The organism is Candidatus Cloacimonadota bacterium, assembly GCA_021734245.1.
GTDB lineage: Bacteria > Cloacimonadota > Cloacimonadia > Cloacimonadales > TCS61 > B137-G9.
Genome location: JAIPJH010000016.1, coordinates 16,157 through 40,851, shown reverse-complemented (window position 1 = coordinate 40,851; position 24,695 = coordinate 16,157). Strand labels below are relative to the sequence as shown.

General features: G+C 39.1%; 11 protein-coding genes. All 11 read right to left on the bottom strand.

Annotated features, from left to right (window positions below; all coding sequences use genetic code 11):
- The coding region (locus K9N40_04265; GenBank protein MCF7813675.1) for a hypothetical protein at positions 1 to 431 on the bottom strand (431 nt) is incomplete at its 3' end.
- Positions 421 to 1,293, bottom strand: coding sequence for a hypothetical protein (locus tag K9N40_04260; protein ID MCF7813674.1), 873 nt, complete (start codon positions 1,291 to 1,293; stop codon positions 421 to 423). The genes K9N40_04265 and K9N40_04260, both read right to left, overlap by 11 nt.
- Positions 1,294 to 1,400: 107 nt before the next feature.
- On the bottom strand, positions 1,401 to 2,507 hold the full coding sequence (gene pgsW / locus K9N40_04255) for a poly-gamma-glutamate system protein (protein MCF7813673.1): 1,107 nt from the start codon (positions 2,505 to 2,507) through the stop codon (positions 1,401 to 1,403).
- Positions 2,508 to 2,523: 16 nt separating this feature from the next.
- Positions 2,524 to 2,973, bottom strand: coding sequence for a poly-gamma-glutamate biosynthesis protein PgsC (gene pgsC / locus K9N40_04250; GenBank protein ID MCF7813672.1), 450 nt, complete (start codon positions 2,971 to 2,973; stop codon positions 2,524 to 2,526).
- 2 nt (positions 2,974 to 2,975) lie between these two features.
- Positions 2,976 to 4,136: a poly-gamma-glutamate synthase PgsB gene (gene pgsB, locus K9N40_04245; GenBank protein MCF7813671.1), complete on the bottom strand. Its 1,161-nt coding sequence runs from the start codon at positions 4,134 to 4,136 to the stop codon at positions 2,976 to 2,978.
- 16 nt (positions 4,137 to 4,152) lie between these two features.
- The gene (locus K9N40_04240; GenBank protein MCF7813670.1) at positions 4,153 to 4,665 is read right to left on the bottom strand and encodes a hypothetical protein; all 513 of its coding nucleotides are present in this window, start codon (positions 4,663 to 4,665) and stop codon (positions 4,153 to 4,155) included.
- Between the two features lie 23 nt (positions 4,666 to 4,688).
- A complete protein-coding gene (locus K9N40_04235) occupies positions 4,689 to 9,065 on the bottom strand; it encodes a PKD domain-containing protein (GenBank protein ID MCF7813669.1) in 4,377 nt (1,458 codons plus the stop codon).
- 13 nt (positions 9,066 to 9,078) lie between these two features.
- The gene (locus K9N40_04230; protein ID MCF7813668.1) at positions 9,079 to 11,385 is read right to left on the bottom strand and encodes a T9SS type A sorting domain-containing protein; all 2,307 of its coding nucleotides are present in this window, start codon (positions 11,383 to 11,385) and stop codon (positions 9,079 to 9,081) included.
- A 9-nt stretch (positions 11,386 to 11,394) separates the two neighbouring features.
- On the bottom strand, positions 11,395 to 14,391 hold the full coding sequence (locus tag K9N40_04225; protein ID MCF7813667.1) for a T9SS type A sorting domain-containing protein: 2,997 nt from the start codon (positions 14,389 to 14,391) through the stop codon (positions 11,395 to 11,397).
- 22 nt (positions 14,392 to 14,413) lie between these two features.
- Complete coding sequence (locus K9N40_04220) at positions 14,414 to 19,396, bottom strand: choice-of-anchor D domain-containing protein (GenBank protein ID MCF7813666.1); 4,983 nt, start codon at positions 19,394 to 19,396, stop codon at positions 14,414 to 14,416.
- Positions 19,397 to 19,424: 28 nt separating this feature from the next.
- Positions 19,425 to 24,692, bottom strand: a complete 5,268-nt coding sequence (locus K9N40_04215) for a choice-of-anchor D domain-containing protein (GenBank protein MCF7813665.1) — start codon at positions 24,690 to 24,692, stop codon at positions 19,425 to 19,427.
- Between the last annotated feature and the right edge of the window lie 3 nt (positions 24,693 to 24,695).

Sequence of the window (24,695 nt, the reverse complement as noted above, 5' to 3'; positions counted from 1 at the left end):
TCAAGTTCGCTGCTGTAGCGGTTCACATAAATTTCGGGATAGTAAAAATAGCTGAGTTCAAAGTTGATTTTCCGATTCAGATATTGGGTAAATTTATAACCCAGATAACCATCATCCAGAAAGCTGTTTTTCAGGTGACTATTATATTTGAAATAAAGTTCGTTGCGCTGAGTGTGTCCGTCGATAAAATAGTTTTTAAATCCAACCTTAATAAGAGCAGAAAAGATAAGATCGTCGGTGGTTTCCAGTTCAAATTTATCGAGCTCTTCCCCACTTTCAAATCTGTTCAAATCATGATCGGAAAGTTTCAGCACATTGTTAGTGTAAGTTGTTTCCAAATCTGTATCTACATAAATATCGATTGCTGCAACAAAAAATGCAGCAACAAGACAAATCAATATCAGAAAGTTTTTCATAATTTTATTCTTCATCTACTTCTATGGATGATTTGCTGATATAAAGTCGAAAGATCATATCACGATTCACAGAACCGTTCTTGATAACAATATCATGCATTCCTGCACCAAATTTGAGAATATTAACATCGCCGGTAGAAGGAATTTTTGTCTTATCATTTTTCAGCAGCGATTTTGCTGATTTATGAGCTTCTTCGGTATATTTGGAAATCATATCGCCGTTATCGAAAACGCTAAAACGATAGTTATTGGAATTGATGAAATTGCTGTCGAAGATGTAACGACTGATCACTTTCAGCACCACAGGACCTTCCAAACTGAGTTGAATTCCTTCTTCGTCTAAAGTGTAGTAAGTGTATTCATTTTTACCAACCAGCAGCACTTCTTCATCGCCGTAAATCTGGGGAGAAAAATGTACATATTCAATTTCATGATTGGATTGATTGGCAATATCGGCATTGAACTTGAAAAGTAGTTTATATTTGGAAATATTAGTGATCTTGATCTGTTTCGTCAGGTTTTTGAGAGAAAGAGAAACTTTGTTGTAAGTGGACACCTGCTCTCCACTGATGCCTTTGGTTACAGAGCTGCTTTTGGCATTTTTACGAATGCGTTCCCGGCTGTCTCCAATTTCCAGATTATAGTCGTATTCTACTTTTTTATCAGGAAGCATCACGCGGGAAATTATATCCATCGACTCCACACCACTGGCTTTAAGGCCGATAGATTTGCCGGGTTCCACCACAAAATAAGTGTATATTTTATGATTGTTTTTATTGTAAAGAGCCAGCTCCGTGTATTCCTTATCGAATTCCAGGTTTGCTGCCTGCAGGGCGATACAAATCACTAAAAAACTGAATAATAATATTTTCTTCATGTAAACAATATATCCTCTTTCCTTATTTTCCCCATTTTAAGGGGGACGCCGGGAGTTTACTAAAATTTATTGATCTTATTTGATTTTTGAAAGAAAAACGTTTCATTTTAAATCTCAATCTCATCATGTCGTAATTTAAGTTGTTTATGATCAAAGAAAATAACCAAAAGTACTAAAATAACCAGAATTGCCAGCGCAATCGAGGCGATCGTTACATTATAAATCTCGTCTTTGAACATATTTCCGGTTCCAGGTTCCGGCAAAGGATCGGGTGCGTCGGGAAGATCATAAGTACGAGCAAAACGGGAAATATCTAATAAATGCAAAACGGGAATCTTTTTATCTGCCATCAAAAACATAGTGCCTTTCAATGGAATATTTTTCAGGTTTACATATTTGTGAAATCCTGGTTTTAGCAGTCTTCCATTGATTGAATTTCCCAAACTGGAAAGTCCGCCACCCACGTTGATATAAAGATCATAAGGTTTTCCCTGAGCAGCATCTTCAAAAAATTCCATTTTTTTGCTGATATTCTGTTCCAATGTTTCTTCATGCACCAGAGTTATATTGTTTCTTTCAATTGCTTCGATGATCTTTTCGCGACCCAGCACATTCAAACCACGCCCCAGATCGCGTCCGCCGCCCAGAGAAGCTGCATAACTTCTATATTCAAAAATATTTTTATCGTTCAGAAGTGATTCCATATCGAGCCAGGTAAAATCGGGATCGGTAGCGCCAAACATGGAAGCTCCAACCGAAGATATGATGACCAGATCCAGTTCCATTATTTTGGCAGCACTCATCACAGCAATATTCATGGCAGGAAACGAACCTGTACAACTCATGGCTACTTTATCACCTTTCTGCAGTTTTGCCTTCTTAAAAATATCGACCAGAGCAGCCGCCAGATTGGGATTCAAACTGGTCAATTTCGCTGTCAGATTTCCTCTATCCGTAACGATCAGCGATTGTTTCTCTCCGATCAATCCGGTCAGGTTGGGATCGTTCACTTCATCGATGAACACATCCTGGCTGAGGCGATGTTCTTTGATCGTGTTCATGGCTTTCTGCATCAAATTGGCAGCAGCCATTTTTTCTTCAAAATATTTTTCGCTAACGTAAACGCGGGAATTTTCTACCCAAATAAATAATAATATCGAAACTATCAGCAGAACTAATAAACTCAAACTCGATTTTGCACTGGGAACAAACATAATTCTCCTCTAATCTCTATTCTATCAGCTGTCCGCCGAAGATAAGAACCAATAATAATCTAACAATCACAGCTGCCAGGGTCATAATGGAAATCGTGCGCAGAATTCCCTGCTTTTCCATAGCATTTGCAATAAGACCGGGAATAATAAAACCGATCACATTCACCGAATAATTTGCCGAGATATTGGCAAAAACACCATAATATCGAGCAGCCCAACCAATAATAAATCCCAGAAGAACTGTCACCACCATTCTACGTCGGCCGTATATGAACATGAACTTACCAAGAATTTTTACAATAAGATAAACGAGCACACTTATGGAAAGTGTAGCCAGAATAGTGATGGGTTGATGCAGATACATCGCCACATAACCAGCCACCACGATTCCTCCTGCTGCAGCGCCAAAAGTTTCCAGGAAGAACAAACTCATTAATACGCCTAATCCAATCGCAATTTCGAACATATCTATTTTTTCCTTTCTTTGAAATAATCTACAATTATACCACCATTTCCATGGATATTTCCGATCCCTATCAAGAGTATTTCTTTATCGGGAAGCTTCTTTACGTGTTTCATCAGATCATCACCACTCACCCAGCCGCAATCTTCCATCTTTTTAGCAGGAATATTATTTTTCTGTCCATAAGCAAAAACGCTGGCAGTTTGCTGTCCGATCAAAAACAGCTTGGAATAATCTATTTTATCCAGCATTTCGATCAGCTGTTTGGAACGGAACATTCTATCCTGCCGCGTACTGAGAACGATTCCCACAGATTTGATGTTGGAATAAAGTTCGATAATGTGTTTTACCAGCACTTCCGTAGATTCAGGATCGTTCGCAGCAAACGAGTGAGAAAAATATACTGTTTTTCCGTCCACTTTTCTGTGGAAAACTTCAGTTGCTCCCACATCGGGAATGGCTTCATACATTTTTTTTAGTGCTTTTTTCCGCTCCACACCCAGATCTTCACAAACCTTGAGTGCTAAAGCCACATTTTCTTTATGTTCCACATGATTGAAATCGCGCATCTCATCATCAGAAACAGTTGAATCGTCTGTTTGAAGCAATGTTGTTTTGGTTTTATCCGCCTGTTTTTTCATAAGTGGAAACATTTTACGTTCAGCTGTGTAACCTTTTCCGTTTGGCGGTAATGTGTTGCAAAGTGATAAAGTTACATTCCTGATTCCCGGTCCCATCACATCCAGATGATCCGGTCGGGAATTGGTGATCACGCAGATGTCGCTATTGATGATCTTGTGTTCTGTAACCCATTGATATTCGGGTGTTACAGCCATGCATTCCATCACCAGGATCTCAGCTTTTCTACGAGCAGCAAAACGAATGATCTTGGGTTGTTCGGCAATATTCGCCCCGAAATGCCGAGTGATCGGCGTTTCAGAACCATTTTCAAAAATAAAAACCGGAGCTGATCCTGTGGTTTTTGCCATCACATGTTTTTCGCCCGCTCTAAGTCCAGCTGCTATCAGACGCGTTACACTGGATTTTCCGCGAGTTCCGTTCACATGAATAATCGTCGGGATCATTTTACGGTAATATTTATTTCGATAATATTCAAAAGATCCAAATGCTATCAGCAATAGCAATCCAATAATTAATCCAAGCATAAATTTCTATTCCAATCTACTCAACTATCACCACAGCATTTTCGATCTCGATCTCATCAAAATCTTCCACAAGATCACCATCTTCATCATACAAATTCAAGTTGTGAATATTCACCATCGTCTGGCCTTCGGCAACACCGACAAGTTTGAATTGGAAAAGCTCAACTTCGCCTTCTAGCTCATCCTCATCACCATTATTTATCAGCCCGATAGCTACATTAATTCTATCTATTTCACTCACGTAAGTGCTGATGTAATCGTTTCCCCAATCTTCGCCGATGATCAGCGGATTATCTGGCAATGTCAGTACCGCAGCATCGAAAACGATCTCCACCGACATGGCAAAAAGATCATCTGCGTCTTCCAGTTCCACTTCCAAAATCAGTTCTTCACCTACTGCAATCGTGGATTCTTCCGGAGAAATCTCGATGCTGAGCTCTTCATTTTCGTTATCTTCATTTTCAAAAAGGTCGCAGGAAATGATGAACATTCCCAACACTAAAAGCACTATCAGAAAAAACCTTTTCATTATTACTCCCAATTATTTGAATGCTATTTCAGTAATAACATTTTTTTCGTATCAATTATTTTATTTTCTTTGCTCAGGCGATAGAAATACAATCCACTGGAAACATTTCTTCCCGCATTGTCTTTACCATGCCAATCAACTGAATGTGTGCCGGCAGGTTTTGTATCGTTAACCAAAGTTCTCACAAGTTGTCCTTTAATGTTGAAAATAGAAATTTTCACCTTACCTGATTCTTGAATATCGTAAGCAATATTTGTGGTCGGATTGAAAGGATTAGGATAATTCTGTTTCAGCAGATTAGAAATTTCCGGTTGTACGATCGGGAAATCAAATTGTTGCGCCAGGAAGTTTTTAAGTTCCAGTTCCCGTCCTGAATTTCCTAATCCAGAATAAATCTGTGTAAAATTATCTCGATATAATTCCAGATTTCCCGGATCAGGAGGATTCATCATAGCTCCATCATGAGTCATTTCCCAATTCAGGCAAATTCCCAGAACATCAGCAATATCCACTTCTCCATCACCGTTGCAATCAGCAAAAGGAGCTAATTCAATATCCCAGTCTTCAGGATAAGCCTGAGCAGCCCAGCTGAAATTGATGTTCTGTCTTTCATCACCGTGTTCACGCCAGTAAATTCCGATCGGCAGGATATCGCTCATTTCCACGATTCCATTATTATCTGTATCTCCGGGCCAGATTGAAACTGTTTCATCCATCACGGTAATGAAATTTTCCACAAAGACTGAATCTGTTCCCACATCGTTTGTTGCAACCAGAGATACGCTGTAAAATCCTGCTGTTTCGTAGGTGTGAACTGGCTCGATATCAGTTGATGTTTCTCCATCACCAAAATACCACAGATATTCATTCACAGCACCTTCCGGTGTCGTTGTATTATCGAAGTTCACAGTAACCGGCACGATTCCGCCAAAGGAGTCGGCAGTAAATGACACAACCGGAGCTTCAGGAGCTGCCACTGTGATAAATCCTTCTTTCAATTCTGTGTTAGAACCTTCGCTGTTGGTTACCGTCAGGCTTACATCATAACTTCCGATCTCTTCATAAATATGAGTTGGATTGATCTCCGTTGAACTTTCACCATCACCGAATTCCCAGAGATATGTATTTGCCGGGAACATCAGATCGGTTTCATTTATGAATTGTACTTCCAGAGGATAAATGCCACCGGGGTTCTCTGTAGAGAAATCTGCATTGGGAACTGCAAGCGGAATATAATCTGGAGAATCTGTTGTTATTTTTATAGAATATTGCGCTTCCGGAACTGTAATACTATTTGGATATTGATTTGCATAAGAAAGCAGCAAACCACCATCCTGTTCAAAATTTTCAATTCCGATCGTAGCAAAATTATTAGTGAAATCTACATTTCCCACCATCTGATAATTAAACTGGATTTCACCATCACCTGTAGAAGTTGGATAATATTGGGGATCATAAAGCACGATCTGGAATTTTTCCGGTGTTACATTGTCATATCGATTTACACATTTATTCCATTCTACTATAAATCTATTATTTGCTGCATCGTTGTAATAGCAGATCCTCATATCTGCATGTAATTCCGGTTCAACTTCTTCTCCGATCAGGTCATCCCAGAATGGATAAATTCCACCGTAAGGGCCCAAAGCAGAAGGAATATTCCAGTTGCGGAAATATGTTTCCCAGGTTGGCTGCATCGAAATCCAGCCGTTTGTACAAACCGTTATGCTGTCTGTTACTTCGCCATAATATGGAAAATCAAAAGGCATTGGAATGGTGAAGGATCGGTCATCGCCCAATTCTTCCACTTCACCAGCACCGCCTTCCAAAGGATCGATCTCTATCCATTCATATTCCGGTGCTTCAGTATAGATAAGATCTCGACTGTCATAAGCATAATAACCGTATTCATCGGGACCGGTAGGAGCTGTGTTGATGACGATTCCAGCTTCCAGATTGAAGAAAACAGAAGTTTCCTGATCATCAGCATCAATAACATCGATACGGAAAGGAAGATTTTTTCCTACATAACAAGTTTCGCTCAGTTCCACGGTAAAGGTTACTTCTTCCGATGAATTCATCGTTAAAGAATTTATTGTCGCATTGGCTGATGTTATAACCGCATCTGAAACAAGAGAAACAAGTTCCAGGTTCAAAGAATTTACATCGAAGCTGCCAGCATTTGTAATTTCCACACTTAAATCACTGGTTTCATTTGGTTCCAATATTCCGTTATCATCCATTACTATTACTTCGCCGGCTTCCAGAGACAGGCTGCTGACAACTAATTCGAATTTAGCTGTTGATCCGGTAGAAATTGCCAGATCAAATTCGATAACTGTGTTATCGGGACAATTTGGAAGAATAGCGATCTCGAAATCACCGATCACGCTACTTCCTGACGTTATGTCACCATAATCAGCTGTATCAGAAATAATGTTAACATTCGAGTTCAAAGTACTCAAAGTTGCTGTAACACCGCTTGCAGCTTGCGAGCCAAAATTATGAAGACTAATGTTCAGATCGATATTTTGTCCGGCAACTGCAGGACCGGAAGTTGTAAATTCTTCAAATCCGATATCGATATTCTGGTTTACAACTTCAATCTCCTGGATCAAAGGATGATAGTTAGGTTTGGTTACCGTAACAGTCAGATTTCCAGTAGTTTGCATATTAAAATAAAGAAGTGCCGAACCAGCTACGATATTTTCTACTGCAAAAACTTCGTCGTCTTTTATCGCTGTAATGACTGCACCTTCCAAATCTGCAGCATTGACTTCAAGATAATTTGTTCCAAGGCTGATTTCATCTGGTAGTGAAATGTTTATCTGTTGAGGAACTTTCGTCCACACATCAATGGAAGGATCGCCTAAAATGTTATATACGTTATAATAAAATTCTACATAATCTCCCGATTCACGATTGAATGGGTAATTTGCCCAGAGTTCATATTTACCTCGCAGAACTGCTGAACCGAATGAGTGAATTTCTTCATCCAGAAGCCCCTGATAGAATCCGGCAAAAATCGCATTGTTATATTTGGTGCGAGTATGCAGATCGGAAGGACCAACAAAAACCACGCCACCAGCCGGACTGGATGGACTTCCCATCGTCAGCCAGTTTTCGCCAAAACAGGGATCGGCGTTAGCATTTGCAAAATCGCCAGTGTTACAAACAATAGAAGTAACCACCGGAAGATAATATCCGTTTGAAACTCCATTCATGTCATCCACGTGAAAACGCGGATAATGCCAACCGTTAGCATCTCCCCAGCCACGATAAGTTACAATTCCCACACCATCATTTATTGCAGAAATAATCTGAGATGTACCAGGATAAACGTTGTAATTTGGCGGCCAGTAATATAATTCTGTAATTTCATCGTAACCATAATCATACATTTTATCGCGCAGCCACATCGTCACTTTTACTGGTGTTGTCGGAGGTGGTGGACTGTCGCTGAAATTACCGGCAACCAGAAGCGCTTTTTCGAACCAGTCCGTGTTTCCCATGTATGGTGTTTTTTCGTAGTTGTAAACTTTGGAAACAATAGTTTGCAGTTCGTTATTGGAATCTACCGACATTCTGCCAACGATCATTTCAGGAAAATAATCATCACCTTCCATAAGGGTATAAGGATGATCAGTCACGTCATCTTCGGTTCCGCTGTTAATAAAAAAAGAAGGAACAGCAAAAGGTCCGTTTATATCACCGATGATAACCAGATAATCGGGTGGAAATTCTTCTGTTTGATAGATGTCTGAGATATAGTTTTTGATCTCGGCATTTGTGGTTCCAGCATCTTCTTTCAGGATAACTTCCGTATCGATACCTTTAGCATTTTTCCAGGCGGTAAAGAATTGCACAGTCTGTAAAAGATCGGAATGTGCCACGATCAGCATCTTGGATTCCTGCACTTCCAGATTTCGCAGATATGAACCATCAAAATTATCGACAATTTCCCGATAAACCGGCAGGAAAGCTTTCGAAATCTTTTGGGGAATTTCAGTTCTATTTACAGCTTGCACTTCCAGATCAATATTCTTAATTCTTGTTACAGTATCGCCTTCTTTCTTTTCCAGATCGATCTGAAGCTGATGACCGTAAAGATCTCGCATAATAAAACTTTCGGTAATTCTGGCAAAATTCTGGCCACTAATTCTTTTCGTTTCGATAAGCTTGCCATCGGCATCATAAACTTCTACTTCGCAGTTAGTAACCACAACTTCTGCGTTTTCAGAAGGAATTGCCAGAAGCTTATCTAATCTGGCTTCCTGCTGCTGTCCTCGTTCTTTCTGGTAAGAAAGCGTCACTTTGTCATTTGTACTTGTGAACTCTACATCGGAAAATATAAATGTAGAGATCATTAATATCGTAAGTAAGAAGTATGTTCTTTTCACATAACCTCCGAAGTTATTTCAATAAAACCATTTTATGTGTTTTCGAAAAATCATGAGTTTTCAATGTATAAAAATATACGCCCGATGCTACTGATCGGTTATTATCATCTTTGCCATTCCAGATACATTCCTGATTCCCTGCTACCTGAAACTCGTTGACCAACGCTCTTACTTTCTGACCTTTCAGATTAAAAATCGAAAGTTCAACCTGACTGGAATTTGCCAGATCGTATTTTATGTGTGTTTCAGGATTGAAAGGATTGGGAAAATTGGGAAATAATTCTGATCTGGCAGGAGGAATATCAGAAGATGTACCAGCTCCGTCTGATGCTAAAATCTTGATCTGATCGATCCACCAGCCCGGATCATCAACAGAATCATCGGTAGAGAGTATAAAACGAAGATAAACGTTTTCTCCTGTCAGCTCGGGAATTGGAATAATATCGTGGCTCCACTCATCGGGAAAACCGTCAAATGAAGCTATATTTATCCAACTGCTGCCGTCTAATGAATATTCAAGATGACAGAAATCATAATCATGTTCGGTATGATATTTGTGCCATAATTCGATTACAACGTCATCTGTAGCTTGAGTTAAATTTATGGGAGATAGCAAAGTAAGACTGGCAGTAGTTCCATTTTGATAAAATTCGTCCGGACTGTCGGTAACAGAATAAGTTCCAGTTGTAGAGTTTTCCGTCAAAGCCCAATCACCTTGAACGTTCCAGGCAGAAAGATTTGATTCAAAATCTTCATTGAAAATAGTTTCAGCTTCACTCATTTCGATATTCAAATCATAAACTCCAGCGGTAAGATCAACGGTGAAAACCTGCGGAACATATCCAGCCGCCATCACTGTGATCTCATGTTCTCCCACATAGTTGTCAAAACTTAAACTTCCACCTGTAAAGTCTAAAATATCCTCTTCAATATATTGTCCATTTCCAACCATGATAGTTCCATCCAAAGCAGTTCCGTTGCTTTCTACTACAGCATTTACGATAATTTGATCCAATGGAGTTAGTTGGATATTAAGAGTTGTCCACTGAGAATTGTTCACGGTAATGGTTGTAACTGATTCCTCATAGCCCTTTTTATTTATTCTCAGATTATATGTTCCCACCGAGATCGGGCGCCAGTATCGTCCATAAAGTTCATCTGTAAAGCGTGGATCGAAAAATCCAGCTTCTTTCTCATCGATGGAATATCTGGCAACAAGTGGATCACCAGTTGTTGCATCAGTCACAATTCCAGTCAGCATGGAAGCATCAGCATTATAGCCTAATGCTCTATTCATCAGATAATAAGCTCCAATTCTATTGCGTTCACAAGTATCATCGATCAGATAGAGCGGCGGATCATTGTTCGGCTGCATGTTCTGCGTTCCGCATTCGATCAGTAACTGAACCGTTCCATACGTTTTGTAGAACCAGTCGTTAGCTCCGCCTTTACGTCCCTGAGAAGAATAAGATTCATAACTGCCTGTTCCTGCTTCATTTTCTATGAGGGCGGCCACATTATCGCCGATCGATTTATTGAATTGCAGATCGGGACAGGCTTTTACATCTTCCCATTTAAAAGAATGAAAAACTTTTTCCGAAAGATTTCCGGTTCTGGATGAATGCCAGGCTATGGAATAGATAAAATGATGTTGAGCTGCAAAGTCTCTGATAGTTTGCGATTCTCCTTCGCTGAAGGGAAATGGACCTCGATAATAATCGTTCCATTCTTCTCCCTGACCTTGATAGAGCCCTTCCCCGTGAATCCAGTTGAAACTGTAATTTCTATTGGGATCTACACCATCGATATCACCACCGGAACCCGGAACAAAATCAAAAACTTCATTTCCGTTATTATCACGTTTATTTTTGCGAAAAGTTTCGTCCCAGTCATCCATTACAACCTGCAAACCTTCAGGATTATAGGTAGGAACAATCCAGATTTCCAGATTATCCAGCCACACACTGAAAGGCTGTACATTCCTGTATTGAATAATTTCCTGCAGCATGAACATGTTGATCTCAATGCCCAGAATTTCTTCCGAATGACAGGGACCCAGAAAGAGAATTTCCGGTTCATCTTCATCCACCTGAACATTATTGGAAAGTTTGACGGCATAAATTGGAAGAGAATTCTGATAGGGATAAGCTCCCAATGTGTTGCCGATCTGTTCTACTTTCACCAGATCGGGAAAAGTATCCTGATAGGCAAAAATCTCATCCATTGCCTCATCGTATGTATGATAGCGAGGATCTAATGCTACTTGCGCCGACAATAACCCTGTCAGAACGATCAGCAATAGAATTACTCTAATTTTCATGATCTCTCCTTATTTTAAAAGGATCATTTTTCTTGGTTTTGAATCAAAACCTTTTGCTTTGAGTTTATAGAAATACACACCATTCGATACAGTTTTACCAGCAAAATCTTTGCCATCCCAAACTATCGAGCTGTTGTCTATTTCTACCGATCTTATTTTCTGTCCTCGTGTATTGAAAATTTCCACTTTTGCATTCTGCAGTTGATTCGTATTGATATTAAACGAAATTGCAGTTGAGGTTTTGAAGGGATTTGGAAAATTTTGACGCATCACATTGAATTCCTGTGGAATTTCGTTATTATTCACACTTACAGGTTCATATTCTACTTTCTGTGCAAAAATGTTATATATATCAGTTTTACCACTGGAACGTGTATCTTCCCAGAATACATAGGAATACATGCCATGAGAAACAGCTTCCGGTTTATTCTGATTTTTGATGCCATCGTCGATCATGAAACCGAGTGAAGGCCATTCTAAACTACCATCATCATGAATATATTGTCCCATAAGATTTGACTCAGATTCTGTTTGATAATCTTCCCAGAAGATCATATATTCATCATTGCTCATTGTAATATATGGATTTACCTGATCATTTCCATGTACGATTATCGGAAGTCCATCAGCGGTAAATACTTCATTTCCACTTGTGTCGAACTGCTGCATGTAAACATCAAAAGCGGAGCCGGTTCGATAATCTTCCCAGGTCATCACAACTCCGTCATTGTACAGGAAGTTAGAGAGTTCCTGGTCGTTCACAACAGAAACAAGAGCTTTCCCGTTATCTTCCCATTGTGTTACGCCATCTTCAGTGATGAGCTGTCCGTAGATGTCAAAGTCACCATTTCGAGCATCTTTCCAAAGTATCAATAGTCCGTCTGGCGTCATAATACCTTTGGCTTCTTTCTGATTTTCATCTGCATCGCAGATAAGTGTTCCATTATCATCCCAACCGGCAGCCGTAGTTCCGTCTTCATTCACAAGTTTGGCATAAATGTTATAATCGGGCCACGATTCGTTTTGCCAGATGTAATATCTGCCAACAACATCTGTGATCACATCATCACCTGGACGATCGGCAATTTCCACACCTTCAGTTCCCCATTGCAGGTTTCCTGAAGCATCAAGTTTCTGTCCCATTACTCGAATTACAGGACTAATAAAATCTCCGTTATAATCTGTCCAACCCGCATAATAACTTGAATTATCCAATGAAATTTTTGCGCTGTATTGTTCATAATCTATTGAGCTGAGCTGAATTCCCATATCATTCCAAAGTGAAGTAGCATTCAAATCGACTGCCTGGGCATAAACTTTTCTTTCGTTACCTCGGTTTTCTTCCCAAACTAATGCTATAGTACTTTCATCGGTTTCTTTATAAGCATCAAAATTATCCTGATCATAGCCAGTCATCTGTGTAATAGCTACACCATCTTCCTGCAAACCGAAAGTACCATTGGAATTTACAACCTGCATATAAATTTGTGTTGCAATGCTGGCATTTCTGGTATCTTCCCAAAGTACAACGGGATTTTCCTGATTTTCCAATATAACAAAATCCAGGGCATCACCATCCAGACCGTACCAGATAAGTTCACCATCTTCATCTAATTGAATATTTCCTGAAAAATCTAAAATCTGCACATAAATTCCTGTAGAACCAGTTCGGGTATCTCCCCAAACTACAAATACAGAAGAATTGGATATTTTTACCAATGGTGAGAACTGATAACCAGCTTCATCGCAGATAACCATGCCATTAGTAGTTAATTGGGTTGAACCGGTGGAATCGAAATGCTGCAGAAATACGTCACCAAAAGGATGATTTTCTGTACGTCCATCTTCCCAGACGATCCAGGCTCCGCCGTTGCCGTCGCTGGTCAATCTTGGATTGATCTGATCGTTGAGAGCTTCAACCACAACTTCACCGCTGCTATTCCACAACAGGTTTCCATCAACATCTATTTTTTGAATAAAAATATCTTTGAACTCAGCACCCACTTCGTTTCTGCCGTCTTCCCAAACAGCAATTACGCCGGTATCGGATGAGGAAGTCAATCTCACATTTCTCTGAACGCCATTTCCCACGTAAACTTCTACATCATTTGTCCAAAGCAGATTTCCATCGAGGTTTACACGTTGAGCATAAATATCACCAAAATTATCACTTCTTTTGTCTCTCCAGCTGAAAATGAAACTACCTGTACCATCCGGACTCATTTTGGGTTTTTCCTGAATTCCAGTAGCTCCTACCAGCAGATTTCCGCCGGCATTCCACAACAAGCTGCCACCAGAATCGATTCTTTGAACGTAAATATTTGCATCATCGGCGATGCGGGTGTCCTGCCAGGCTAAGATTGCTCCGCCGGTGCCGTCTTCCCAGAAAGTATGATAATTCTGATCACCATCTTCGACTGCAATAGCATTTCCATCAGCATCCCAACCGGCAACGATATTTCCATTCGTATCAACATGTGTGCCATAAATATCTACACCACCGGGATTGCGGCTGTCCAGCCAGATAATATAAGCGCCGCCATTTGTATCTTCTACAATATTCAAGGAAATCTGGATATCATCTGCAGAACATAATTCTACAGCTTCACTGTCCCACATCAGGTTTCCGTTTGTATCCAATTTCTGAGCAAAAATATCTCCCGCATCAGAATAGCGAAAATCTACCCAGGCAATAATAACTTCACCATTGCCAACGCCGATAACAACCGGGTCTTCCTGACGGTTGATTTCACCGTTAACAAGTTTTCCATCACTTCCCCACAGCAAGTTTCCACTGCTATCTACTCTTTGAGCCCAAAGATCACGATCACCGTATCTGGTGTCGGACCAGACATACACAACGCTGCCGTCATTCATCGGCTCGGAAGCACGAGACCATTCAATATTTACTCCCTGTCTTACTGGTAACGAATTTGACCATTCAAGCTGTGCTGAAAGCACAGAGAAAGTCAAAATGATTGAAAAAATCAATAAAACTTTTTTCATTTTTTTACTCCATATCTATCTTTTATTTTATTAATATCATTTTTTTTGTTACATTTTTTGTTCCAGTTTTGAAATTATAAAAATAAATTCCACTGGAAACCTGTTTTCCACCTTCATCTTCACCATTCCAAAGAACTGTATAGATTTTTGGTTCCAATATTTCGTCAACCAGAGATTTCACTTTCTCTCCCTTCAGATTGTAAACCACCAGCGACACTTTGCCGCTTTCTGCCAGAGAAAATTGGATATTCGTAGTTGGATTGAAAGGATTTGGAAAATTCTGATCAATTTTTGTAATGGCAGGAATTATATCATTTACACCTGTTTCTGTACCTTCACCAAAAAGTTCAATTTCCAGTTCCGGGTGAACAAAATCGTTACTGAATATTGTCAGCGTTCCCAGATATAATCCTGTCTGGTCAGGTGAGAAATGAATATCAAGTTCTTCTGAACCACTTGCTCCAATCGCAAGAGAAGTTTCATCGACATAGAAAGCGTCATTATCGCTTGTAATATTGATGATCTGCAGAATTTCCGTTCCCGTATTCATTATTGATATTGTTTCTGTAGCAATATCATTAATTAGTACTTCACCAAAATCAATTTCATCATCGGAAACCTGGATATGTGGAAAAGCATCGGAAACATATAAATTCACAGGCACTGAAACTGTTGTGTTATCAGGATCGTTTGTTGTGATAATGAGATGACATGTAAAGTTGTCGGGGATCAATTCTTCAGCTGAAACATCGATATCTATATTGTGAGTCTGCCCTTGTTCTATGTAGCCATAAGTTGGAGAAATATTGCACCAATCCACTATTTTCTTTATTATTACAGCAAATTCATTTTGCACATAATCTCCGTTATAAGTTATCTGCAGAGCATCATCAGCATCAAATTCCTGAACTCCGATGGTAGCAGAATTTGTATCTCCCGTCATATTTCTGTATTGGAACACAATGTCACCATTGGAATACAGGATCACCTGGAAATCATAAGTTCCACTATAATTTCCGGCAGCATGTTCCAGATCATTGAACCAGACCACCAAACTATCGGAAGAGCTGAAATAATAAACATTTCCGCCCAGCATGGGATCAAGATTGTCCCAGAAAGGCATAATGGCAGGATTTGGTGCCCAGGGATGCGGAAGAGATAAATTATTCATTTCATCTGTATCATCACCAAAGCCTATCCAGCCATTCGGATTTATACGGAAATCGGAATAATAGGTTCCATAAAAATAGAAATCAAAACCGATCGGCATGAGATCTGTTCCTGTATTGCTGCCGCTAAAAGTTACTTCGGTTCCAATGCCTACAATGTCTCTCCAGTTGTATTGAGGTCCATTTACTTCATCGCTGTCGAACCATTCATAACCATAATTATCAGGTCCGCCATGCCCGCGACCAGTTTCATCGGAATATCCGACATAACTTTTTTCTATGGAATAGATCAGATTAGCTTCGCCAAGATTAGTTATTTCCATAACTTGAGTTTCTGAAGTTCCCGGCGATAAAAGGAAATCGAAATTATATTGATTTAAATCTAAAACCGGAGGTGCTTGAGCTCCGCCGCCTTCGGTCGTAAACTTTATTGCCATTTCGTTCTGCAAAGTTGCGGCTGCAGTCGGATATGTATTATTATAGGTATATTCCAGTCCTCGAGTACCAGTGTGATCTTCCAAACCAACAGTTGCATATTGCCCGTGCTGCATAGGATATCCGCTGTAGTTTCCTGTACTGGTATTATTAACCGTTTCGTATTGGAAGACAATCACAGCATCTCCAGAAGGAGTTGGATAGACAGAAGGATCATAAATGAGCACCTGGAAAGTTTCAGGAGAATTGGCAAAATCCGTTGTAACATTGCTCCATTCAATAATGAAAGCATGATTAAATGTATCATGATAATAGAAAACATCACCAGAATTTACCACCAGATCATCCCAGAAAGGAGCTATCATCGGAGAAGGTCCTTGCGGAGCAGGAATCTGACTGTTCATAAAAGAACCCTGAGTAGAGCCGCCGGGAGCGATCCAGCCATTTGAGCAAACCGAGAGCATATCATAATTTACGCCATAAAAATTGAAATTGAACGGCATTGTTACATCAGCTACATCACCTTCGTCTCCAAAATCGTTAAGAGGAATAGAAATTCCGTTGCCACCAGAAGCGGGATCGATCTCGATCCAATCATAGATCGGCGCTTGATCGTACGTTTCGTCTGTGCTGTCATAGGCATAATATCCATAAGAATCAGGACCTAAAGGATCGCTGGTTGTTACAGTGCCAACGTCGATCAGAAAAGAAACATTTTGTTCAAATCCATCGGTATTAGTCAAATTAATATCAAATGGAATTTGTGATCCGGCAATAGCATGCAGATCTAAAGTTATCTCAAAACGATCAGCATCGTTATCACCTTCCTGACCTGCCTGAATAGTCTCAAAATTTGCCAAGCTGTCTTCCAGGGTAATATAATTATGATCGCAAGAAAGCATTCCCTGCAAACCTGAAATCGCCACTGAGCCAGTATTGAAGAGTGTAACAATAACTTCCGCTGTATTTCCGGGATCGAGAATTCCATTGCTATCATCTATCTGATAAGCGCTTACATATAAATTTGCACCTTCCACAGCCAGAAAAATATGATCTTCCCACTGATTGGAGCTCCCATCTTCGATTGTAACATCAAATTGGATTTCGGTTCCTCCCAACACATTTTCTGCAACTTCAAAATCAAAGTCATCCGAAGCAAAATTCATGTTTCCAGCTGCAATGCTGCCATAAGTTTCTTCATCATCGGTAATTGTGATAAAATCATTATCGGAGCTGAGTGTTGCCGTAACATCACTAACGCTTTGAGTTCCGTAGTTTTTTAAGCCCACATTTAATTCTATTGTTTCGCCGGGATTGATAATGTCATTATCATTTCCAGCAGATGTACCGTTGTTATCATCATCGATAAGCCAGTTTTCCACATTAATGAATTCAGTTGCTTCAATCACATCAAAACTACCAAGATGTGGAATATAATTATGAGCTGTTACTGTAAGGTCTGCTGTGCCTGGAATAGAAGAATCAATTTGCAGAAAAACCTTTCCATCAGCATCAGTATAATCACGCTCAAAAACATCATCACCCATTAAGGCGCAAACCCAGGCATTTTCTACTGGATCGGCACTGTCATCAGTCACCGTTACTTCCAGGTAATTTTGTCCGACATTTATTTGATCTTCGTAATTTACAGTTAAAGGTTGTGGTACTCCTGTCCAAAGTTTTACAGACGGATCACCCATCAAATTAGTCCAATGCGAAAAAATATTTACTCGATTGAAAGGATTTGAAGGGAAACTATTGAAAAGATGAAGTTTACCGCGCAGCAAGGCTCCGCCGGGATTGTAGATATGATCGACAAAAACTCCGTAATAAGTACCGGCATCTACTGCATTATTAAAAGTCGTGTGGGTTCCTGATGTTGCAGTTCCAATTGCAACAAGTGCTCCTTTGGGAGAAGTCGGAGAACCTGCCCGCAGAAATGTTTCGGTTCGAGCAGTTCCATAGCTGGAAGCAAAAGAACCTGTATCACAGGTTATCAATACAGCAAAAGGCAGCATAAAACCATTATTAAGACTATTAATATTGGAATTCCCGAAGCTACTCATTCCAATGTATCCTCTATAATTAAAATAGGAAACTCCGTTATTCAGGCAGGTGGTCATTCCGCTGGAATAACCTCCATTGTAATATTCATCGCTTTCAATATTTGGTGCATTATAATCGATCGTTTCTTTGATGAATTGCTTTGTATAAATACAAGATGAGCCTGAAGTACTTGGATCACCAACCATCACAGCTTTATCGTACCAATCTGTATTTTGCAGAAAAGGATTTTTCTCATAATTTAAAATTTTTGCAATTACAGTTTGTAATTCGGTGATTGAACTTACAGATAAGCGTCCGATCATGGCATCGGCCAAAATATCGTTACCTTCCAATTGAGTGTAGGGATGATCACCTTCACCGCCATAACCGGAATATGTTTCAAAGAAAGTGGGAATACTGATCGAACCGTTGGCATCGCCAACCAGGCAGATAAATTCCGGAGGATTGCTCCAGTTATCATAAGCATCCTGAATATAATTTTTTATACTGGAGGAACCTGCTCCTGTTTCAGACGTGCTTACTGCATGAACTTCATAACCCATCTGAGTTTTCCAATCTGTGAGATATGTAAGATTATCAACAAGATTTGTAACGTTGTTTGGATAAATAAATAAAATACAGGGATCCTGAAAACCATCATCGGTATTAGCTGTAACTTCTTCGTAATTATGAACAACCGATTTATAAAGATTCTCGAAAGATCGAGAAAGTTTTTTATCACTATTTATGGGATTTGTGCAATGAGTAGAATTATCTGTCGTTATAGTTAGTTCAAGGTTTTCGATGACATTTAGAGACCTGTTTGCAGCATTATATTGGAAAGGATTTATTGTAACTTGTACTACTCTAATATCTCGAAAGATTACAGGTTTACCTATTTCTATTATATTCTGTGGAAAAACATCATTACTATTATAGAAGCTTTCATCTTTCATAAAAGAAAGATCCTGAGGTTGGCTCTCGCTGCGTAATTCCTGTATTGGATAGGCATAAATATCGTCTTCTGTTTTTTCTTCCATTTTATTTATTTCAAAAGATACATTTCCAATATCCGGAATAGCATACATTCTGGTAAATCTTGGTAGATCAGGAAAACCAACATCCAGAAATTTCCCTTCATTGAAATAAGAAATTTTCTGGTAAGTTTCACCATCCACTTCTATCTCTTCCATTTCATATCCATCCAGGTTAAATTCAATTTCCGTTTGCTCCAATCCAAGAGATCGGTGCGTAAAAATTTCACTTTTTCCAATTTCAGATACAGTTATCCATTCTGCTGAAAGAAAACTGATTCCAAATATTAATACACAAATCAATCCCAATTTAATTTTCATCTAACTTAACTCCCCGCTATTTTTTAAACTATTTTAATAATAACATTTTTTGGATTTTCTTAACCTTCCCTGCTTCAAATTTGTAGAAATAAACCCCGCTGGAAACGTGTTTTCCATTATCGTCTTTTCCCTGCCAGACCACAGAATAATTTTGTGGTTCATGGAAATCTTGAACCAGAGTTTTAACTCTTTTACCTTTTATATTATAAACAACAATTTTCACATCGCAAGCCTGGCTGATCGAATAATTTATCCGAGTAGCAGGATTGAACGGATTGGGATAATTCTGAGCAACTTGTGTTACCGTTGGAATTATATCCCCTGCGTTCACATTGATAATTCCTTCTCCAAGCAAAGTTACAATCGATAAAGTACTGAATATCGCATCATCATTCACGCTGAACCACAGAGTATCGGCATATTCAATTTCTGCTTCCGGCGTAAACGAGATATAAACTTCTGCCGCTTCATCTGGGGCAACCACAAAATTTGTCGGTGATATTGTGAAGACATTATTCAGGTTCGTGATATCTGAAACTACTAAATTCTCAAAACCGGTGTTTTCGACCATGAGCGTATCTGTAACCTCTTCATTCAAATCAACTTCACCAAAATCAAAATGAGTAGGATCGAAACCGCAAATCGGATAGATGGAATCTCCATTAAGATCGACCGTTTCTTCCCCATTGATCGGATCATTACTGAACACAGTTAAAATTCCGTCATAGGTAGAATTATCTTGAACTTCAAATGTAATTACAACATCCTGAGATTGTCCCGAATTCAAATCAAAATTGGTAATATCAACGGAATACTCAGCCAGATCTGTCGTAATATCGGAAACACTGAGAATTTGATTTCCCAGATTTGTAACCGTTAAAGTATCTTGAACAGGTTCGCCAGGATAAACCGTTCCAAAATCAAAACTATATTGTGAAAGTTCGATTTGAGGAAAATCGGCAGAGACCAGCATTTGCACTGGAATTAACGTGGATTGTGCATCTGGATCGTTGGTCGTCAATATCAAGTCACAATAAAAAGTTCCTGCTGTTAAATCTTCTGCATCGGCAATGATGTCTACTGTAGCTGTTTCATTCTGCATCACAAAACCACTCACAGGTAATGCATTCAGCCAATCGTCAACTTTCTTGATGCCGATTGCCAGTTCATTTTGCACATAATTTGTATTGTAAGAAATCAAGAGAGCATCAGTGGCATCGTCATTCTGAAGTCCAATTGTTGCTGTATCGATATCTCCCGAAACCTCTCGATATTGAAAAAGCATTTCACCATTGGCATAAATTATCATTTCAAAATCGTAAGTGCCGTTATTATTACCAACATAATGTATTACATCATCAAACCAGACAACTAAACTATCGGATGTGCTATAATAATAAACATCTCCGCCTTCCAGGGGATTAAGGTCATCCCAGAAACCCATAATAGCAGGTCTTGGTGCATCGATATCGGGAAGTGATGTGTTCGTCCATTCTGTGTTATCATCACCAAATCCGATCCAGCCATTTGGATTGATACGGAATTGAGAATAGATAGTTCCGTAAAAATCGAAATCAAACCCGATCGGCATCAGATCGGTTCCTTCATCATTGTGTGGGAATGTAACAGCTGTTCCCAACCCAGAAATATCGCGCCAATTATATTCAGGTCCACCAGGTTCATTGCTGTCGTACCAGACATAACCGTAATTATCAGGTCCGCCTTGATTGCGTGAATTATCAAATATATTTTGATATACTTTGGAAAAACTGTAGATAAGATTTGCTTCTCCGATATTTGTAATATCCAAAGATTGAGTTGAAGTATTGCCAGGCTGTACAATAAAATCAAAACTTGTTTGACTTAATTGCAAAATTGGAGGTGACATTGCTCCTCCACCAACAGTCGTGAATTTAATCGACATTTCGTTTTGCAACGTCATCGCTGCCGTAGGATAACTGTTGTTGTAAGTGTAACCAAGTCCTACAAAACTTGTCTGGTCTTCCAAACCTACAGTGGCATATTGACCGTGTTGCACCCCGCCGCTGTAACTTCCAACGCTGGAATTACTTATCGTGTGATATTGCATAATAATTTCCGCATCTCCAGACTGAGTTGGATAATAATCGGGATCAAAAATCATTACCTGGAAAGTTTCTTCTGAATTATTCCAATCGGATTGCATTCGTGACCATTCTACGATAAAAATGTGCATCGATGTATCGTAATAATAGAAAACATCCCCATTACCATTTTTCAAGTCATCCCAGAAGACAGCTATCATAGGATTTGGCCCATGAGGAGCGGGAATATTCGTATTCATAAAGGAAGCTTGTTCCGAACCACCTGGAGCAATCCAGCCATTGCTGCAAACAGAGATTAAATCGTAATTGTAACCATAAAAATTAAACTCGAAGGGCATTGCCACATCTGTTACATCTCCAGTATCGCCGTTATCATTCAAATTCAAATTCGTTCCTGAACCACCATAATTTGGATCGATCTCGATCCAGCTGTAAACCGGAGCCAGATCGTAAGAAGAATCGCCACTATCATAAGCAAAATAACCATAAGCATCTGGTCCTAATGGATCGCTTACAGTTACAGTTCCTAAATCAACTATCAGGTTTATGGTTTGTTCAAAACCATTGGAGTCTGTAAGAAATAGATTAAAAGTAACTTGAGATCCATTAATAGCATCATCACTGGCAGATATCTCAAACCTATCAAAATCATTATCGCCTTCACTTCCCGGCTGAATAGTTTCAAATGTTCCCAAACTATCAATGAAACTGATACCTGGATCATCACAGAAAATTTCTCCCTGAAGTCCAGTTGCAGCAATGCTGCCAGTATTGAATAAAGTTACGATCAAATCTACAGTTTCACCAGGTTCCCAGATTCCATTCGTATCATCGATCGTATAATCACTTACATAAAGATTTATGCCATCCACCGGCAGGAAAAGATGATCGATCCAGCTGTTGCCGCTGTTATCTTCAATTACCAGATCAAGTTGAATTTCAGTTCCACCTAAAGTATTTTCAGCAACGTTAAAATCAAAATCGTCTGCGCTGCTTTGTGTAGATCCAGCAGCAATATTTCCAAAATCTTCCTGAGCATCAGTTATCGTGATATTGGTATTCGGAGAAGAAATGGTTCCGGTAACAGAATTAGCAGTTCCTGAACCAAAATTATGCAGATCCACACCAAGTTCTATATCCTCACCAGGATTTATCAAACCATCATTATTTCCACCGGATGTTCCAGTATTATCATCATCAATATTATAATCATCTACGTTCACAAAAACAGTAGAATTGACTACATCAATTTCATCCTGATGTGGAATAAAATTATGAGCTGTAATCGTTAAAGTAAAAGAAGTATTATCAAATTCATTTTCCAGATAAATGTAACCATCTTCAGAAGTAAGTCCATTCACAGAAATATTGCCATCATCAGAAAGAGCACAAACCCAGGCATTTTCGACCGGCAGTCCAAATTCATCCTCTACAAGAACTTCTATAAAGTTCGTTCCCACGTTTAATTCGTCATTGTAAGTAGCAGTAATATTCTGAGGAACTCCAGTCCACAAATGAACACTCGGATCTCCCATCATTGTATTCCAGTGAGAAAATATATTTACTTTATTGGAAGGATTATTCGGAAAACTATTGTAAAGATGAAGTTTTCCCTTTAGCAAGGCTCCGCCAGGATTGTAGATTTTATCGGCAAAAAGTCCGTAATACGTTCCCAGATCCACGCAATTATTGAAAGTGGTATGAGTTCCCCAGGTGGCAGTTCCTACCGCAGCAATTGCACCTTTTTGATTGGTGGGAGTTCCAGCTCGAATAAACACCTCCGAACGGGCGGTTTCTAAGGCAAAACTTCCAGTTCCACATGTCATTATTACTGCAAATGGCAACATAAAGTTATTGGAAAGATTGTTGATTTCGCTATTGCCAAAGCCACTCATTCCCAGATAGCCTCGATAATTGAAATATGAGACACCTGTATTCAACCAAGTTGTCATCTGACTACTGAAACTGCCTCCATACACTTCTTCACAATCAATGTTTGGTGCATAATAACTCATCATTTCCACAATAGATTGTTTGGTAAAAATACAGGAAGGACCCGAAGAACTTGGATCTCCCACCATCAATGCTTTATCATACCAACCGGTATTTGCCATGAAAGGAGTTTTCTCATATCCAAGGATTTTTGAAACAATCGTTTGCAGTTCATTAATGCTTTCAAAAGACATTCTTCCAAGAATTACATCTGCCAGAATATCATTTCCTTCCAGCTGACTGTAAGGATGATCTCCCTCGCCATTATAACCAGACCAGTTTTCGAAATAGGTTGGAATCGAATATTGTCCGATCGCATCACCCAGAATTGCTACGAATTCGGGTGGATTCGTCCAGTTATCATAAGCATTTTGGATATAGTTTTTTATTGAACTGGTACCTGTTCCTGTTGCACTTGTGCTGGCGATATGAACTTCATAACCCATCTCTTTTTTCCAGTTGCTCAGATATTCCAAAGTAGAAAGAACAGAATTGTCATTTAGATAAATAAATAGAATGCAGGGTTGTTGATAGTCATCATCTCGATTTGAAGTTATCAAATCATAGTTTTGAATTGTTGATGAATAGATTGGTTCAAAAGTTCTGGAAAGCTGTTTTTGATTTCTTTTTTCATTTATTCCAGTTTCTGTTGGATCGCAGGAAACTGTTACATCGACATTATTATAAATTATTATCTCATTAGTAGAAGAATTGTACTGGAAGGCATTAATTGTAACAGGGACTAAACGGATATCTCTAAGAATAACAGGTTCGCCAATTTCGGCAATTCGGGTTGGAAATGTCTGCTCGCCAAGGTAAAATTGCTCATCTATAAAAAATGAATCTCGCTCTTTATCTTCTGCCATTTCCTGGCTGGGGTATGGCTTAAAATTGTTTAGAACTGTTTTTTGAAAAGAGTTTATTTCCAGTTCGATCTTTCCATAATTGGGAACTGCATAAAGTCGAGTGAACTGGGGAAATTCAGGCTTTCCTAATTCCATCGTTTTTCCTTCATCAAAATAGGATATTTTAGTAAATTCTTCTCCGGTAATGACAACTTTTTCTGTAGTATAACCATCTAAATTGAAATTAATATTTGTCAAAAATAGATCGTTGGAAGTATGATCAAAAAGTTCTGTTCTGTCTGAATCCAGATCAATCCATTCTGCTGATAGAATTGAAAAAGATACTATTAGTAATACATAAATAATATATTTCATTGA

Bases quoted from the DNA above. Each gene is read 5' to 3' on its own strand.
- K9N40_04260 (MCF7813674.1), bottom strand. From the start codon at position 1,293: ATGAAGAAAATATTATTATTCAGTTTTTTAGTGATTTGTATCGCCCTG.
- pgsW (MCF7813673.1), bottom strand. From the start codon at position 2,507: ATGTTTGTTCCCAGTGCAAAATCGAGTTTGAGTTTATTAGTTCTGCTG.
- pgsC (MCF7813672.1), bottom strand. From the start codon at position 2,973: ATGTTCGAAATTGCGATTGGATTAGGCGTATTAATGAGTTTGTTCTTC.
- pgsB (MCF7813671.1), bottom strand. From the start codon at position 4,136: ATGCTTGGATTAATTATTGGATTGCTATTGCTGATAGCATTTGGATCT.
- K9N40_04240 (MCF7813670.1), bottom strand. From the start codon at position 4,665: ATGAAAAGGTTTTTTCTGATAGTGCTTTTAGTGTTGGGAATGTTCATC.
- K9N40_04230 (MCF7813668.1), bottom strand. From the start codon at position 11,385: ATGAAAATTAGAGTAATTCTATTGCTGATCGTTCTGACAGGGTTATTG.
- K9N40_04225 (MCF7813667.1), bottom strand. From the start codon at position 14,391: ATGAAAAAAGTTTTATTGATTTTTTCAATCATTTTGACTTTCTCTGTG.
- K9N40_04220 (MCF7813666.1), bottom strand. From the start codon at position 19,396: ATGAAAATTAAATTGGGATTGATTTGTGTATTAATATTTGGAATCAGT.
- K9N40_04215 (MCF7813665.1), bottom strand. From the start codon at position 24,692: ATGAAATATATTATTTATGTATTACTAATAGTATCTTTTTCAATTCTA.